This is a genomic window from Pseudomonas fluvialis, assembly GCF_014207935.1.
Classification (GTDB): Bacteria; Pseudomonadota; Gammaproteobacteria; order Pseudomonadales; family Pseudomonadaceae; genus Aquipseudomonas; species Aquipseudomonas fluvialis_A.
Genome location: NZ_JACHLL010000006.1, coordinates 1 through 16,916, shown reverse-complemented (window position 1 = coordinate 16,916; position 16,916 = coordinate 1). Strand labels below are relative to the sequence as shown.

Here is a 16,916-nt window from a genome sequence, read left to right as displayed (position 1 = left end):
GAGCTGCAATGAAACTGCTGATCGTCGAAGACGAGCCAAAAACCGGCCAGTACCTGCAACAGGGCCTCAGTGAAGCCGGTTTTGTCGTCGATCTGGCCAGCGACGGCCTGAGCGGCGAACAGTTGGCGCTGCAAAACGACTATGACCTGCTGGTGCTCGATGTGATGCTGCCTGGGCAGAACGGCTGGCAGCTACTGGCCCATTTGCGCCAGGCCGGCCTGCGCATGCCGGTGCTGTTTCTCACCGCCCGAGACAGTGTTGAAGACCGCGTGCATGGTCTTGAGCTGGGCGCCGACGATTACCTGATCAAGCCCTTTGCCTTTGCCGAGCTGCTGGCGCGTATCCGCACCCTGCTGCGACGTGGTCAAGGTCTGGCGCTGGACACCGAACTGAGCCTGGCTGACCTGCGCCTGGACCTACTGCGCCGCCGTGCCGAACGTGGCGGCCAGCGCATCGAACTGACCGCCAAGGAATTCGCCCTGCTTGAACTGCTGCTGCGGCGCCAGGGCGAGGTGCTGCCCAAGTCGCTGATTGCCTCGCAGGTGTGGGACATGAATTTCGACAGCGACACCAATGTTATCGAGGTGGCCATCCGCCGCCTGCGCAGCAAGGTCGATGACGCCTTCGCCGTGCCGCTGATCCATACCGTGCGCGGCATGGGCTACGTCCTGGAGCTGCGCCACTGATGCTGGTCCTGTCACTGGAGCGTATTTCGCTCACGCGGCGCCTGGCTCTGCTGTTCGCCGCCAGCACCGCGCTGGTCTCGCTGGTCGCCGGCCTGTTGTTCAACCAGGCCAGTGAGCGGCACTTCCGCGAGCTGGATGAACAACTGCTGGCCAGCAAACTGGAGGTGCATCGCCAGTTGCTTGGCCCTGAACTCAGCGCAGAAAACCTCAATAGCCGCCTGCCGGCTTTGCAAGAAGAACTGCGCCGCCACCCGGAGCTGCAGCTGCAGATCCTCGGCGCCGAGGGTCTGCCGTGGTTCAACAGCCAGGCGCAGCCTGCCGGCCATGAACATGAGATGGCGCAGCTGCGCACCCTGCAGGCTCCCCTTGACCCTGACCGGCCAAACGGACCGCAACTGCGCCTGAGCCTGGATATCCGCCACCACCAGCACTTCCTGGCTCAGATGCAGCGTCTGATCTGGCTGACCATGGGGCTGGCCGCACTGGCCACCGCCCTGCTCGGTGGCTGGCTGGCCCGTCAGGGCCTGCAGCCTCTGCAACAGCTGACCCAGCTAAGCCAGCGGATTTCCGCCGGTTCGCTCGACCAGCGCCTGGACAGTGCAAGCGTGCCCAGTGAGATGCGCCCGATGCTGGAGGCCTTCAACGCCATGCTGGCGCGCCTGGAAGATGCCTTTGCCAGACTCTCGGGCTTTTCCGCCGACATTGCCCACGAGCTGCGCACGCCGCTGTCCAACCTGATCACCCAGACTCAGGTCACCCTCAGTCAGCCACGTAGCAGCGAGGTGTATTTCGAGGCACTGCACGACAACCTGGAAGAGCTGCAACAGCTCAGCCAGATGGTCAACGACATGCTGTTTCTGGCCAAGGCCGAGCACGGTCTGCTGCCGACACGCTGCGAGCCCCTGCAACTGGGCCAGGAGCTGAACCTGCTGGCCGAGTACTACACGCCGCTGGCCGAAGATCGTCAGGTACACCTGAGCGTACTGGGTGAAGCAACAGCCAGCGCCGACCGGGGGCTGCTGCGGCGGGCCCTGAGCAACCTGATCGACAACGCCCTGCGCTTCACCCCGCCCGGTGGTGAGCTGCGCCTGACGGCATCGAGCCGGGAGGGACTGTGCCACTTGGAAGTGGCCAATCAGGGGGCGACTATTGCCGCTGAGCAGTGCCAACGCCTGTTCGACCGCTTCTATCGCGCCGACCCGGCCCGCCGCGAAGGCAATGCCGAGCACGCCGGCCTCGGCCTGGCCATCACCCGCTCCATCGTCCGAGCCCATGGCGGAGAGATCCGCTGTGAGTCAGCCAATGGCTGGACACGCTTCATTCTGGAGCTTCCCGCCTGAGCCATAGGCGAAAGCCTGTCCACCACACTGGTCAACGGGATTTGCCATGCACGCCGCGGCCCGACACAATCGCGCGCCAATTCGGCTCTGAGAGCCGGATGGCCATGCTGGAAAGGGGCAGCCATTGAACGAACAGCGATTGTCCGAGCGCCTGAAGCGCGTGGCCGCGCATGTGCCGGCCGCTGCGCGGCTGGCCGATATCGGCTCGGATCACGGCTACCTGCTCGTCGCCTTGATGACACGCGGCCTCATCACGGCGGGCGTAGCCGGCGAAGTGGCTGTGACGCCGTTTCACGCGGCGCAACGCACCGTGCGCGAGAATGGCCTGAGCGAGCGCATCAGCGTACGCCTGGCCAATGGGCTGGCCGCGATCGAGCAGGAGGACGGCATCACCGCAATCAGCCTCTGCGGCATGGGCGGCGAGACGATCCGCGACATCCTCGCCCGCGACAAGGCACGCCTCAGCGGCAGCGAACGCCTGATCCTGCAGCCCAACGGCGGCGAGCAACCACTGCGCCAGTGGCTAATGGACAACGGCTACCGCATCCTTGCCGAAGAGGTACTGCGGGAAAACCGCTTCGACTACGAAATCATCGTCGCCGAACGCCGCGAGCCGGTGCCCTATACCGATCAGGAGCTGTACTTCGGCCCCCTGCTATTGCAGGCGCGCAGCTCAGCCTTTCTGGCCAAGTGGCAGCGCCGGTTGCGCCTCAAGCAGCGAACCCTGAGCCACCTCACCCAGGCACGGCAGACTGTGCCCGAAGAGAAGGTGCAAGCGCTCACACAACAGGTCAGCTGGATCAGTGAACTGCTTGCTCAAGAAGGCGCGAAGTGCTGAAGACTACTTTTCCGATCTGCACGGGTAGCACATTGCGTTTTTAGCTCGGCAGGCGCGGGCAGAAAGCGGCCATAAGCGGGCAATCGAAAAACTAGAGCCTATTTACCGAGGCCTTTTTCGGCATTCGTACGAAACGCTTGGTGGATATGACTGACTTCAGCGAAGAAGAAACCTGCTGACAAACCGCACATCAGAATACCGATCAAGCCTTCGATGGGGCCGAAAATTCGCCACGGCTTCGCCAGGACCAGGTCACCGTAGCCAATCGTCGTGTAGGTAGCCCCGGAAAAGTAGAAGGCTGATTCGGCATCGGCTAGAAATCCCTGCCAGAGATAGAAAGCACCCCAGATCGCAATCTCTATTACATGCAGCATGATCAGCCAGCAGGCCACCCATACCAACCTGCCGGTGATTGGCCATAGGCGCTGCGGAGGCGTACCTGCCCATCGGATAAGGGCTTTCAGCAACATGGCTATCCCAATTGCATGCACTATCACGGTACTGGCGACCAAGCCCCACGCCAAGATGATTAAATGCATTGGTATTCCTGAAGTTCTAGTAGGCAGACATACGATATCGCAGCAGCACTTGTTCCGCGCTGTTATTCCAGCAGCTACTCCTCAATCCGCACGTGTATCCGGCCAGAGTCCACAGCCTCAGCCAGGGATCGCATAATCCCGCGCGGTCTGCTCGGCATAAGATTGGGGAAACTCCGCCAGAGCCAAATCGAAAGCAGTGAATAGTCGAACGCGAAGAATGCGCTCAAGCGTTTAGCTGACATGGCCTCACACGGCGTGTTAAATGCAGGAATCAACCAGGAGCTGCAGTGTGAAACCACATCAGAGCAACCCGCAGGTTTCTCATTCTACCCTTGTATCTCTGCGCCCAGACCTTGTCTCAGGCCTAACCGCCGCCGCAGTGGTACTGCCAAAAGCCATGGCCTACGCCACTGTGGCTGGCCTCCCAGTGGCTGTGGGCCTGTATACCGCCTTCATCCCGATGTTGGTCTACGCACTCCTGGGAACCTCGCGAGTCCTGAGTGTCAGCACCTCCGCCACGCTGGCGATACTGGCGGGTACGCAAATCGCGTTGGCTGTACCGGATGACGACCCTGGACGATTGATTACGGCAACCGCAACGCTGACTGCTTTGGTTGGCGCGCTGCTGCTCCTGGCGCGAGTGCTGCGTCTGGGCTTTCTCGCAAATTTCATTTCTTCCCCAGTGTTGACGGGTTTCAAAGCCGGGGTCGGCCTGGTGATTGTGCTGGACCAAGTGCCGAAACTTCTTGGTATCCACATCACCAAGCAGGATTTCTTTAGCGATCTTCTCAGCATTGTCAGTCACGTGCCGGAAAGCTCTCTGATCACGCTCGCAGTAGCCGCCGCTGCATTTCTGATACTCATCGGCATGGGGCGACTGTGGGCACACTCACCAGCACCGTTGCTGGTCGTTGGTGGCAGCATCGCTGTGTCGTGGTACGTAGGTTTACAAGCACTCGGCGCATCGACGGTGGGCGTTATTCCGCAGGGATTACCAACACTCACACTGCCTGACATGGACCTGGCCAAGCAGTTGTTGCCGGGCGCGCTCGGTATTGCGCTGATGAGCTTTACCGAAACGATTGCGGCGGGGCGAGCATTTGTCCGCCAAGACGATCCCGCTATCGACGCGAACCGCGAGTTGATCGCCACCGGACTGGGCAACCTCGGTGGCGCTCTGCTCGGTTCAATGCCTGCTGGCGGTGGCACCTCGCAAACAGCAGTGGTACGCGCCACTGGCGGGAAGTCGCAGGTCGCTTCGCTGGTCACCGCTGCTGTGGCTCTCGCCACTATGCTGCTGCTCGCGGAGTTACTCGGCTTTCTGCCCCATGCCACACTGGCCGCGATCGTCATTTTCTACTCTGTCGGGCTAATCCAGCCACGAGAGTTTCTGGCTATCCGCAAGGTACGCCCAATGGAGTTTCACTGGGCGCTCGTGGCCGCTCTCGGCGTGCTGCTGTTTGGCACGTTACAAGGCATCGCCATAGCGATCATCGTGTCGTTGATCAGCCTGGCCTACCAGACTGCCCGTCCACACGTGTACGTCCTGGGTCGCAAGCCGGGTACCAAGGTGCTGCGCCCCTTGTCGGAGGAACACCCGAATGATGAAACGTTCGAGGGGCTACTGATCGTACGGCCAGCAGGACGCATCTATTTCCTCAACGCGGACTATATAAAGGAACAAGTTATTGCACTGGAGACGCAGTACCGGCCACATGTGGTTGTCTGGGACATGAGCGCAGTGAACGATATCGAATACTCGGCATTACAGGCGCTGATCGAAGGCGAGAAGCACCTGGGCGAATTGGGCGTCAGTCTCTGGTTGGCGGGGTTGAATCCCAGCGTACTCGAGATGGTGCGACGCGCCGGGCTCGACCAGACACTTGGCCAGGAGCGCATGCAGATTGACGTCAATACAGCGATCGAGCGTTATCTGACGCGGGACTCAACTCAGGTGAAGGCCGCGCACTAGCCCAGTTTGGTCAGGCCGCACGGGGACAAGAACGCCGCTACCGGTTTGGCCGCGCCGGATCAGACCTGCAGGATCACCCGGCCGCGACGCGGGCAGGTTTCCATTAGGCGGTGAGCGGCCACCACCTGATCGAAGGCGAAGACCCGCTCGATCTGGGTGCGCAGTAGACCATCGCGGGTCAGCTGGTTTACCCCTTGCAGGGCCTTGGCCACGGCGTCCTTGTCTTGCGGGATGCCAAGCTCTTCCTTGCCGGTGAAGTTGCCGAGGCAATGGACGAAGAACTGGATGTTCTTCTGGAACGCGGCGCAGGCCGGGAACGGCGTTTCGTTACCACCCTGCAGGCCAAACAGGATCAAGCGTCCACGTGGTGCCAGCACGTCACCGAGCAGGCACATCTGCGGGCCACCCAGGGCGTCCATGACGATATCGACACCGCGCCCATCGGTCAGCTTGACCACGCGGCTGACTAGATCCTGCTCCTCGGTGAGAATCACCGCGTCCGCGCCCAGTTCGCGCAGGTAGTCAGCGTCGTCGGCATATTCGGTGGCGGCGATCACCCTGGCCCCCAGGGCCTTGCCGATTTGCACAATATACGGCCCCCAGCACTGGCTGGCGGCTGTGACCAGCACGGTTTCTCCGGACTTGAGCTTGGCCAGCTCGACAAAACCGAACCAGCCAACCAGCGATGGCTGGTAATGCCCGCTAGCCTGCTGGGCCGTAAGAGTTTCCGGATAGAGGGTCAGCGAAGAGCGCGGCAGTACCACTTGCTCGGCATAGCCCGGGTAACGGTTGAGGCTATGGCCGGGGAAGCTGGCCACCTTGTCGCCCACAGCCAGGTCATCCACGCCCTCGCCCAGGGCCAGCACCACGCCGGCCACTTCATGGCCTGGGGTGGCCGGTAAATGGGCCGGTGTGGGCGCTAGATTTTGCCGCCAGAGCACGTCGTACCAGCTGACGCCGATCGCCTCGACACCAATCAACACTTCGCCGGCGGCAGGTACTGGGCTCTGGCGTTCTTCGATCTTGAGGACGTCGGCCTCGCCGAACTGGTGGAAACGAATGATGCGGGACATCGCGAACCTCGCCGGTTAACCCCTATGGCCATGGACTTTATCCGGGCGTAGTCGGCAACGCCACCTGCGGTGGCTAATAGTGACCATCGCTGCCGATGATGATGAGCTGCTACTGCATCATCCAGTTCGTATAGTGTATTGCCTGTCGGTCACCAACGGCATTAGCCTGCGTGGCGTAGCCAAATACGCAGCCACGCCAGCATGGACCCCGGATGAACCGCAACGATCTTCGCCGAGTCGACCTCAACCTGTTGATCGTGTTCGAGACGCTAATGCACGAGCGCAGCGTCACCCGCGCGGCGGAAAAAATGTTCTTAGGCCAGCCGGCGATCAGTGCCGCCCTCGCCCGCCTGCGCACCCTGTTCGACGACCCGCTGTTCGTGCGCACCGGTCGCAGCATGGAGCCCTCGGCGCGGGCCTTGGAGATCTTCGCCCTGCTCGCGCCGGCCCTTGATTCAATTTCCACGGCGGTCAGCCGTGCTGCCGAATTCAACCCGGCCACCAGTAACGCGGTGTTTCGCATCGGCTTGTCCGACGATGTCGAGTTCGGCCTGCTGCCGCCGCTGATCAAGCGCCTACGCGCCGAGGCGCCGGGCGTGGCGCTGGTGATTCGGCGCACCAACTATCTGCTGATGCCAGGGTTGCTGGCCTCCGGCGAAATCTCCGTGGGCGTCGGCTACACCGAGGAGCTGCCGGCCAATGCCAAGCGCAAGGTGCTGCGGCTCAGCAAACCAAAGCTGCTGCGCGCCGACACCGCCCCGGGCAAGCTCGGCCTGGACGAGTTCTGTGCCCGCCCGCACGCGCTGGTGTCATTCGCCGGCGACCTCAGCGGCTTCATCGACGAGGAACTGCACAAGCTCGGCCGCCAGCGCCGAGTGGTGCTGGCCGTGCCGCAGTTCAATGGCCTTGGCACCCTGCTCAGCGGCACCGACATCCTCGCCACTGTGCCGGACTACACCGCTGCGGTGCTTGCCGCCGCCGGTGGAGTGCGTGCCGAGGATCTGCCGCTGGACTCTCCCAGCTTCGAGCTGCACATGGTCTGGCGCGGTGCCCAGGACAACGACCCGGCCGAGCGCTGGCTACGCTCACGCATCCAGATGTTCTGCGGCGACCCGGATAGCCTGGTCTGACGCCAGCCCATCTATCCCGCCTCGCTGCTCGCATATACCGGTTTATCAATACATGTCAGTCAATCATCATTTCTGCTGATACTCACCTTCGAATCGATTGATTCGTCGAGTGCAACCCAGCGTCGCAGACTTCGCCCATTCGTAAATCCAACCTGGCGGAGTTCTCACATGGAACGCTTTCCTACCCCCCTCTTGCGCTATCCCCTGGCCCTCGCTGCAGCCCTGGTACTCAGTGCCTGCGGCAAGGCCCCGGACAGCGCCGCCCAACACCCCGCCGCCAAGGTCAGCGTGGCTGAAGTGATTGAGCAGCCGATCAACGAGTGGGACGAGTTCACCGGTCGCCTGGAGGCTCCTGAGTCCGTGCAAGTGCGCCCACGCGTATCCGGCTACATCGACCGTGTGGCCTTCCACGAAGGCAGTCTGGTGAAGAAAGGCGATCTGCTGTTCCAGATCGACCCGCGCCCGTTCGAGGCCGAGGTCAAGCGCCTGCAGGCGCAAGTACAGCAAGCCCGCGCCAGCCAGACCCGCGCCACCAACGAAGCACGCCGCGGTGAGCGCCTGCGCCAGAGCAATGCGATCTCCGCCGAGCTGGCTGATGCCCGCGCCAGCACCGCACTGGAAGCCCAGGCCGCCGTTGCTGCCGCCCAGGCCGAACTGGATAACGCCCGCCTCAACCTCAGTTTTACCCGCATCACCGCGCCCATCGATGGCCGCGTCAGTCGTGCCGAGATCACCGAAGGCAACCTGGTCGGCGCCGGCCAGTCGCTGCTGACCACCCTGGTGTCCACCGACAAGGTCTACGCCTACTTCGACGCCGACGAGCGCGTGTTCCTCAAGTACGTCGAGCTGGCCCGCCAGGCCGGCGTGCAGACCCGTGACGCCAGCCCCGTGTACCTGGGCCTATCCAGCGAGGACGGCAACCCGCACCTCGGCCAGCTGGATTTTCTCGACAACCAGGTCAACCCGAAGACCGGCACCATCCGTGGCCGCGCGGTGTTCGACAACCGTGATGGCCAGTTCACCCCCGGTCTCTACGCCCGCTTGAAACTGGTCGGCAGCAGCACCTACCCGGCGGCGCTGATCAAGGACGAAGCGGTCGGCACCGACCTGGGCAAGAAGTTCGTTCTGGTCCTGGCCAAGGACAACACCGTGCAATACCGCGCCATCGAGCTGGGACCGAAGGTCGAGGGCCTGCGCATCGTGCGCAACGGCCTGGCCAAGGGCGAACAGATCGTGGTGAACGGCCTGCAGCGCGCCATGCCGGGCGCCGCCGTCGACCCGCAACCGGTGCCGATGGCCGACGACAAGACCCTGGCTGCCCTCGCCCGTCTGCGTGAGTCCGTGGATGGCCACGATGCACCACGTGTCGCCGGCAAAACCCTACAGCCCAGCAACGCACCGCGCGGTTGAGGTAGCAGGACATGAATTTTTCCCAGTTTTTCATCCAGCGGCCGATCTTTGCCGCCGTGCTCTCCTTGCTGGTCCTGATCGGCGGCGCCATCTCGCTGTTCCAGCTGCCCATCAGCGAATACCCGGAAGTGGTTCCGCCCACTGTGGTCGTACGTGCCAACTTCCCCGGCGCCAACCCCAAGGTGATCGGTGAAACCGTGGCCTCGCCCCTGGAGCAGGCCATCGTCGGCGTGGAAGGCATGCTCTATATGTCTTCGCAGTCGACCAACGACGGCAAGCTCAGCCTGACCATCACCTTCGCCCTGGGCACCGACCTCGATACAGCCCAGGTACAGGTGCAGAACCGCGTGACCCGCACCATGCCAACCCTGCCCACCGAAGTGCAGCGGCTCGGCGTGACCGTCGACAAGTCGTCGCCCGACCTGACCATGGTGGTGCACCTGACCTCGCCGGATAACCGCTACGACATGCTCTACCTGTCCAACTATGCCTCGCTCAACATCAAGGACGAGCTGGCGCGGCTGGACGGCGTGGGTGATGTGCAGCTGTTCGGCATGGGTAACTACTCGCTGCGCGTCTGGCTCGACCCGAACAAGGTGGCCTCCCGCAACCTCACCGCCAGCGATGTGGTCGCGGCCATTCGCGAGCAGAACCGCCAGGTGGCCGCTGGCTCACTCGGTGCGCCGCCCTCGAACGCCGGCAACAGCTTCCAGCTGTCGATCAACACCCAGGGCCGCCTGGTCAGCGAGGAAGAGTTCGAGAACATCATCATCCGTGCCGGTGACGATGGCGAAATCACCCGCCTCAAGGACATCGCCCGCGTCGAGCTGGGCTCCAGCCAGTATGCCCTGCGCTCGCTGCTCAATAACAAGCCGGCGGTGGCCATTCCGGTGTTCCAGCGCCCCGGCTCCAACGCCATCGACATCTCCGATGCGGTGCGTGCGCGCATGGCCGAACTGAAGAAGAACTTCCCCCAGGGCATGGACTACGAGATCGTCTACGACCCGACCATCTTCGTGCGTGGTTCCATCGAGGCGGTGGTGCACACCCTGCTCGAAGCCATCGTGCTGGTGGTACTGGTGGTGATCCTGTTCCTGCAGACCTGGCGCGCCTCGATCATCCCGCTGGCCGCCGTGCCGGTATCGCTGATCGGCACCTTCGCGGTGATGCACCTATTGGGCTTCTCGCTCAACGCCCTGTCGCTGTTCGGCCTAGTGCTGGCGATCGGCATCGTGGTGGACGACGCCATCGTCGTGGTGGAAAACGTCGAACGCAACATCGGCCTGGGCAAGTCGCCGGTCGAAGCCACCAAGCAGGCGATGAAGGAAGTGACCGGGCCGATCGTCGCCACGGCCTTGGTGCTGTGCGCCGTGTTCGTGCCGACCGCCTTCATCTCCGGCCTGTCCGGGCAGTTCTACCAGCAGTTCGCGCTGACCATTGCCATCTCCACGGTGATCTCCGCGTTCAACTCGCTGACCCTGTCGCCAGCCCTGGCCGCCGTGCTGCTCAAGGATCACCACGCGCCCAAGGATCGCTTCTCGCGCCTGCTCGACCTGCTGTTCGGCGGCTGGCTGTTCAAGCCATTCAACCGTCTGTTCGACCGCGCCGGGCACGGCTATGTCGGCACCGTCAAACGCGTACTGCGCGGCAGCGGCATCGCCTTATTCGTCTATGCCGGCCTGTTGTTCGGCGGTTACCTGGGCTTTGCCAACACCCCCACCGGTTTTGTGCCGCCGCAGGACAAGCAATACCTGGTGGCCTTCGCTCAGCTACCGGATGCCGCCACCCTCGACCGCACCGAGGCAGTGATCAAGCGCATGTCGGAGATCGCCAGCAAGCACCCTGGAGTGGAAAACACCGTGGCCTTCCCCGGCCTGTCGATCAACGGCTTCACCAACAGCCCGAACAGCGGCATCGTGTTCACCCCGTTGCGTCCCTTCGAGGAACGCCGCGACCCGAGCATGAGCGCCGCCGCCATCGCCGCCGAGCTGAACGCGCAGTTCGCCGATATCCAGGATGCCTATATCGCCATCTTCCCGCCGCCACCGGTACGCGGCCTGGGCACCATCGGTGGCTTCCGCCTGCAGGTCGAGGATCGTGGCAACCTGGGCTATGACGAGCTGTACAAGCAGACCCAGAACGTCCTGGCCAAGGCGCGCACGCTGCCTGAGTTGAACCCGATGTCGCTGTTCACCAGCTACCAGGTCAACGTGCCACAGGTGGAGGCCGCCATCGACCGCGAGAAGGCCAAGACCCACGGCGTGGCCATCAGCGACATCTTCGACACCATGCAGGTGTACCTGGGCTCGCTGTACGCCAACGACTTCAACCGTTTCGGCCGCACCTACCAGGTCAACGTGCAGGCCGAGCAGCAATTCCGCCTGGAACCGGAGCAGATCGGCCAGCTCAAGGTGCGCAACAACCGTGGCGAGATGGTGCCACTGTCGACCTTCGTCAAGGTCGAGGACAGTTCCGGCCCGGATCGGGTGATGCACTACAACGGCTTCATCACCGCCGAGATCAACGGTGCGGCGGCGCCCGGCTACAGCTCCGGCCAGGCCGAGGCGGCGATCAGCAAGCTGCTTGAGGAGGAACTGCCCAACGGCATGACCTTCGAGTGGACCGACCTGACCTACCAGCAGATCCTCGCCGGCAACAGCGCGATCTTCGTCTTCCCGCTCTGCGTGCTGCTGGCCTTCCTGGTACTGGCCGCCCAGTACGAGAGCTGGAGCCTGCCGCTGGCGGTGATCCTGATCGTGCCGACCGTGCTGTTCTCGGCCATCGTCGGGGTGATCCTGTCCGGCGGCGACAACAACATCTTCACCCAGATCGGCCTGATCGTGCTGGTGGGCCTGGCGTGCAAGAACGCCATCCTCATCGTCGAGTTTGCCAAGGAAAAGCAGGAAGAAGGCCTGGATCGCGTCAGCGCCGTGCTGGAAGCCTGCCGCCTGCGTCTGCGCCCGATCCTGATGACCTCCATCGCCTTCATCATGGGCGTGGTACCGCTGGTGACATCCACCGGGGCCGGCGCGGAAATGCGCCATGCCATGGGCGTGGCTGTGTTCAGCGGCATGCTCGGGGTGACCTTCTTCGGCCTGCTGCTGACCCCGGTGTTCTATGTGCTGATCCGTGGTTTCGTGGAGCGCGGCGAAGCGAAGAAAGCCGCCCGCCTGCTGGAGGTGCACGCATGAAACGGTTGATGCCTACCCTGCTCGCCCTGGCGCCCGCTTTTATGTTGGCCGCCTGCGCCGTCGGCCCCGACTACCAGGCGCCGGCCACCGAACCGGCCAGGCTGAGCAGCCTGGAAGCCGGCGACTATGACCGCACCCGGTTCGAGTCGGTCTGGTGGCAGCAATTCGACGACCCGACCCTGAACCAGCTGGTACAACAGTCGCTACAGGAAAACCGCGAGCTGCGCGTGGCCTTCGCCCGCCTGCGCGCGGCCCGAGCCATCCGTGATGACGTCGGCAACGACCAGTTGCCGGTGGTCACCAGCCGCGCCAGCGGCGAGTTCGGCAAGGCCCAGCAACCGCCAAGCAGCGAGCAGCGCATCCGCCAGGAACGCTACGACCTCGGCCTGGACATGGCCTGGGAACTCGACCTGTTCGGCCGTATCCAGCGCAGCATCGAGGCCAGCGAGGCCCAGCAGGATGTTGCCGAGGCCGAGCTGTACCAGCTGCAGGTCAGCCTGATCGCCGAACTGGTGGATGCCTACGGCAATATGCGCGGCGCCCAGCTGCGTGAACGTATCGCCCGCGACAACCTGAAGAACCAGCAGGAGTCTCGTGGCCTGACCGAACAACTGCGCGATGCCGGCGTCGGCAGCGAGCTGGACGTGCTGCGCAGCGACGCCCGCCTGGCCGCCACCGAAGCCAGCCTGCCGCAACAGCAGGCCGAGGAAGTACGCGCACGCAATCGCATCGCCACCCTGCTCGGCCAGCGGCCGGAACAGCTGACTGTCGACCTGTCGGCCAAGCCGCTGCCGGTGATCGCCAAGGCCCTGCCGATCGGCGATCCGGCCGAGCTGCTGCGCCGCCGCCCGGATATCCGCGCCGCCGAACGTCAGCTGGCGGCCGCCACGGCCAATGTCGGGGTGGCCACCGCCGATCTGTTCCCGCGGGTCAGTCTTTCCGGCTTCCTCGGCTTCACCGCCGGGCGTGGCTCGCAGCTCGGCGCCGCCGACGCGCGGGCCTGGGGTGTGGCGCCGACCATCAGTTGGGCGGCCTTCGACCTCGGCAGCGTGCGCGCTCGCCTGCGCGGCGCCGAAGCAGAGGCCGACGGCGCCCTGGCCAGCTACGAGCAGCAGGTGCTGCTGGCCCTGGAAGAGTCGGAAAACGCCTTCAGCGACTACGCCAAGCGTCAGCAACGCCTGGTTTCCCTGGTGCGCCAGTCGGAAGCCAGTCGCGCTGCCGCCGAACAAGCCGGGGTGCGCTACCGCGAAGGCACCGTGGACTTCCTCGTGCTGCTGGATGCCGAACGCGAGCGCCTGGCCGCCGAAGATGCCCAGGCCCAGGCCGAAGTCGAGCTGTACCGCGGCATTGTCGCCATCTACAAGGCCTTGGGCGGCGGGTGGCAACCACAAGCCTGAGGCACAGGGTAGGTGTAACCCATGTTTTTATAACAACGGGCTACACCAACCTGCACTGAACCAATTACTCCTCGGTCGATCCCCTCCTTGTCGACCATTGCTATCCCCACGGCTCAGCTCCTGACCGTGGGGATTTTTTTACCTGAGGAGACGTCGCCCTATTTAGCTTTCAACTGATTGCTTTAGTCATAGGTTGCTGAGCGCTTACTAAGGCAGCGAACAAATTCAATGATGCGCCAACGCAGAGTGCAAACTGGGGAGCCGATCCGGCTGGGAGTACTTTGAAAAGCAACGTCATAATCACTGCACCGGCTGTTTGCCCGAGCAGACGAGCGGTACCCTGCATGCCACCAGCTGCACCGCTGCGGCTAATCGGTGCGGCAAGGAACATGTTGCGGTTATTGGCTACGTTAAAGAGGCTGAACCCGAGACCACAAAGCATGGTCAGCGGCACGAGCATCAATAGGTTTGCTTGCAGAGGCCAAAGCGCAGCCCCCGTTAATCCTGTGGCAAGACAAACTCCCCCCACACAACAGAGCAAAGCAGTCGAGCACCGGCCTGATAGATGGCCCATCACCCGAGCGAACAGAGCAACAGTCAAGGGCCAGGGAAGCATTAAGAGGCCTGTTTCCAGGATCCCTTGCCCGAGGTTGTGATGAAGGTAGAACGGTAGCGCAACTAAACCTGCAGTCTGTCCGGTAAACGAGAGCACCGATGCAATCACCGAGATCCTGAATGAATTGGATCTAAGTAAATCCAACGGAATCAGTGGCGCTTCCTTCTGCCTTTCACGCTTAACCAATAGCACCAGTTGGATAGCGGAAATGGTCAGTAATGCTGCAGTGAGTGCTGGACGATCAGTGATGACACCAGCGGCTATGACCAGCGATCCCAATACCCCTGCATTCAATGCCATGCTCAACAGGTCAGCTTTTCGATTTGTGCCCTCTACAACAGGAATCGCGCCAGACGCAAGGATCACCAATAGCCCGAAAGGGAGCAAAACAGAAAACAACCATGGCCATTCTGCTACGGCAAGAATGGCTGCCCCCAAAGCGGGCCCTGCTGCTGATGCCAGAGCAACAACAAGTGCATTCCAACCTATCGCCGCACCCAGCTGGTGACTCGGCACAACTTGTCGTAGCAGCGCAACGGCAAGCGCCATAACTACTGCACCGCCCAGCCCCTGAAGCAACCGCGCAGCAATCAACCAGTTCAGCGTTGGGGCCAACACGCACATCAGAGTGCCGGCCAGGAAAGCACCAACGCCCCATCGAAAAACCTTGCGAAAACCAAAGCTTTCCCCCAGCGCAGCACAAGGTAGCAGCGCGATCAAAAGGGCCGCTTGGTTTGCTGTGAGGACCCAGATTGATAATGCTGGAGTCACTTCCAACGATTGGGCAATTGTTGGCAGAGCCGTATTAGTAATTGAGGTGTTTAGTACCACTAGTGCCAAAGCTGCCAGCACTGAGGCAATGGCAGCTAGCCGACGCGTAGAAGGCTGTAAGGAGGCATCCAAAGCATTCTCCGCTACGCCAGCATGCTCCGTTTGAGCGCTTTGGAAGCCGGTTTCGGGAGCTGGATGGTTCATGATTCCAACCGCTCAATGGAACAATGCATTTTCGGAACCCAATCACCATCTTGCTCGACGTACCGGGTGAGCTTGCGTGCCTCTTGGTCTTCCTTCTTGAGGTCTCGCTCGGTGAAGCGAAAGAGCAATGCAGGCCCGCTAATGCACTTAGTGTCGTGGATGTCACCTGGCAGGAAAGCCAGCGTTTGACCGGCGCTCACCGTAGTGGATCCGCGCTTCACCAGTTTCACCTTGCCATCCGAGTCCTGAACCCTGGCATAGGTGCCCATCTCAATTTCACCCTGCTGCACTGCGTAAATGACCCAGCTACGGCCGTGATCATGAGGCGGCCGGAAGAGGCCTTCTGGCTCGGTGTGTGCAAGCAGTACAAATCCGTTATGCGGATCGCGGTGCATCTCTTGTTGAGTCGGCGCGCTCTGGTGCAACTCAGACAGCCAAGGCTCGGCTGCAGGCGTCGCCATGAGCTCATCCAACTGCTGCTTACAGCCTGCAACCACTTCAGAGCTAAGCGGCCCCCAGATTGATTGGACACGCTCAACAAATCTGTTCAACGAGTTCATAGAATCTCTCCTCATTCAGTTCGGAACGGTTGTGCCGATGGAGAGAACTGTATGCAGCACACACATATGGCGGAAGACGCAAGGATTGCACTTTATATTTGCGTTAGACGCTATATGAAGGGCGGATTGGGCTAAAATTAAGCCATGTCCAATCCAGACCTTAATCTGCTCATGACCCTCGACGCAGTTCTTGCTGAGGGCAGTGTCACGCGCGCAGCCAAACGCCTACGACTCAGCCCCTCAGCAATGAGCCGGGCACTTGCTCGGCTTAGAGAAACCACTGGAGATCCTCTTCTAGTCCGGGCGGGGCGAGAGCTCGTGCCAACACCCAGGGCGATCGAACTGCGTGAGCACGTTGCTCAGCTTGTACGTGATGCGCAGGAAGTTTTGCGTCCAGCTGACCTTCTTGATCTCGAAAAACTTGAGCGGACCTTCGCGATCAGGACCAGTGAGGGCTTTGCTGAGAATTTTGGCCCGGCACTTATCGCTCATCTTGCGCAAATGGCTCCTGGGGTAAAGCTGTTCTTTATGCAGAAGCCTGACAAAAACAGTAAGCCGTTACGCGATGGAGTCGTCGATCTAGAGACTGGCGTCATAGACCTAGCCTCTGCCCCTGAGCTAAGAGGCAAGGCTTTGTTCAGGGATAATTACGTTGGCGTAGTAAGAGCCAATCATCCAATCAGCCTCAATCCAGTCACTTCAGAAGAGTATGCGGCTGGCATGCATATCTCCGTTTCACGAGAAGGATTAGAAAAGGGCCCATTGGACGACGCACTACTTTTACTCGGGCTCCAGCGAAGAATAGTCACGATAGTCGGTGGCTTTTCTACCGCGTTAGGATTGGCCCAGCGATCAGACCTCATCGCAACCGTACCAGAGCGACATACCACTAGTTTGCGCGAGGGCATGTATAGCTTTCCGCTTCCTTTCGATATGCCAGAGTTCACCGTTTCTTTGCTTTGGCATCCACGATTCAGTGCGGACCCTGCTCATCGGTGGCTAAGAGATTTGATCCTGCAAATTTGTGGGAATGATCAATAGGGGCGCATTTTGCGAGTTACGCTCGTTGAACATGATGCTAATTAGTCCGTTCTTGGCCCAGACCGTGTAAAAACGCAGCGGGTGATGGATAGCTGGATATTGGGGTGTTTTAGCTGCGCCCAGAGGCCCTAGGGGCTCCTAGTGTGTC

At 61.7% G+C, this 16,916-nt stretch carries 13 protein-coding genes; 9 read left to right on the top strand and 4 right to left on the bottom strand.

Annotation, left to right across the window (positions count from 1 at the left end):
* Nucleotides 1–8 precede the first annotated feature (8 nt).
* From HNP49_RS15235 to HNP49_RS15225, 3 genes are all read left to right on the top strand, one after another.
* On the top strand, nucleotides 9–686 hold the full coding sequence (locus HNP49_RS15235) for a heavy metal response regulator transcription factor (RefSeq protein WP_184684675.1): 678 nt from the start codon (nucleotides 9–11) through the stop codon (nucleotides 684–686).
* A gap of 14 nt (nucleotides 687–700) precedes the next feature.
* Nucleotides 701–2,026 (top strand): heavy metal sensor histidine kinase, encoded by a 1,326-nt coding sequence (locus tag HNP49_RS15230; protein ID WP_184685175.1) that lies wholly within the window; start codon nucleotides 701–703, stop codon nucleotides 2,024–2,026.
* Nucleotides 2,027–2,150: 124 nt separating this feature from the next.
* On the top strand, nucleotides 2,151–2,864 hold the full coding sequence (locus HNP49_RS15225) for a tRNA (adenine(22)-N(1))-methyltransferase TrmK (RefSeq protein ID WP_184684673.1): 714 nt from the start codon (nucleotides 2,151–2,153) through the stop codon (nucleotides 2,862–2,864).
* A gap of 98 nt (nucleotides 2,865–2,962) precedes the next feature.
* Here HNP49_RS15225 and HNP49_RS15220 read toward each other — a convergent pair whose 3' ends face one another.
* Entirely contained in the window at nucleotides 2,963–3,403 is a 441-nt protein-coding gene (locus HNP49_RS15220; protein WP_184684671.1) for a potassium channel family protein, read from the bottom strand.
* A 262-nt stretch (nucleotides 3,404–3,665) separates the two neighbouring features.
* Here HNP49_RS15220 and HNP49_RS15215 point away from each other — a divergent pair, with 262 nt between their 5' ends.
* On the top strand, nucleotides 3,666–5,375 hold the full coding sequence (locus tag HNP49_RS15215; protein ID WP_184684669.1) for a SulP family inorganic anion transporter: 1,710 nt from the start codon (nucleotides 3,666–3,668) through the stop codon (nucleotides 5,373–5,375).
* Nucleotides 5,376–5,434: 59 nt separating this feature from the next.
* Here the strand turns inward: HNP49_RS15215 and HNP49_RS15210 are convergent, their stop codons facing one another.
* Entirely contained in the window at nucleotides 5,435–6,448 is a 1,014-nt protein-coding gene (locus HNP49_RS15210; protein ID WP_184684667.1) for a zinc-dependent alcohol dehydrogenase family protein, read from the bottom strand.
* Nucleotides 6,449–6,660: 212 nt separating this feature from the next.
* Here HNP49_RS15210 and HNP49_RS15205 point away from each other — a divergent pair, with 212 nt between their 5' ends.
* The 4 genes from HNP49_RS15205 (at nucleotide 6,661) to HNP49_RS15190 (ending at nucleotide 13,576) form a co-directional block, all read left to right on the top strand.
* Nucleotides 6,661–7,578: a LysR family transcriptional regulator gene (locus HNP49_RS15205; protein ID WP_260407214.1), complete on the top strand. Its 918-nt coding sequence runs from the start codon at nucleotides 6,661–6,663 to the stop codon at nucleotides 7,576–7,578.
* 168 nt (nucleotides 7,579–7,746) lie between these two features.
* Entirely contained in the window at nucleotides 7,747–8,988 is a 1,242-nt protein-coding gene (gene mexE, locus HNP49_RS15200) for a multidrug efflux RND transporter periplasmic adaptor subunit MexE (protein WP_184684665.1), read from the top strand.
* An 11-nt stretch (nucleotides 8,989–8,999) separates the two neighbouring features.
* Nucleotides 9,000–12,179, top strand: a complete 3,180-nt coding sequence (locus tag HNP49_RS15195) for an efflux RND transporter permease subunit (RefSeq protein WP_184684663.1) — start codon at nucleotides 9,000–9,002, stop codon at nucleotides 12,177–12,179.
* Nucleotides 12,176–13,576, top strand: coding sequence for an efflux transporter outer membrane subunit (locus HNP49_RS15190; RefSeq protein WP_184684661.1), 1,401 nt, complete (start codon nucleotides 12,176–12,178; stop codon nucleotides 13,574–13,576). Before HNP49_RS15195 ends, HNP49_RS15190 begins: the two co-directional genes overlap by 4 nt.
* A 169-nt stretch (nucleotides 13,577–13,745) precedes the next feature.
* On the opposite strand, the gene HNP49_RS15185 is transcribed toward HNP49_RS15190, so the two are convergent.
* Both HNP49_RS15185 and HNP49_RS15180 read right to left on the bottom strand, forming a co-directional pair.
* Nucleotides 13,746–15,167, bottom strand: a complete 1,422-nt coding sequence (locus HNP49_RS15185) for an MFS transporter (RefSeq protein ID WP_184684659.1) — start codon at nucleotides 15,165–15,167, stop codon at nucleotides 13,746–13,748.
* Entirely contained in the window at nucleotides 15,164–15,727 is a 564-nt protein-coding gene (locus tag HNP49_RS15180; protein ID WP_184684657.1) for a hypothetical protein, read from the bottom strand. Before HNP49_RS15180 ends, HNP49_RS15185 begins: the two co-directional genes overlap by 4 nt.
* 144 nt (nucleotides 15,728–15,871) lie before the next feature.
* Between HNP49_RS15180 and HNP49_RS15175 the strand changes: the two genes are divergently transcribed.
* Nucleotides 15,872–16,768 (top strand): LysR family transcriptional regulator, encoded by an 897-nt coding sequence (locus tag HNP49_RS15175; RefSeq protein ID WP_184684655.1) that lies wholly within the window; start codon nucleotides 15,872–15,874, stop codon nucleotides 16,766–16,768.
* The last annotated feature ends 148 nt before the right edge of the window (nucleotides 16,769–16,916 follow it).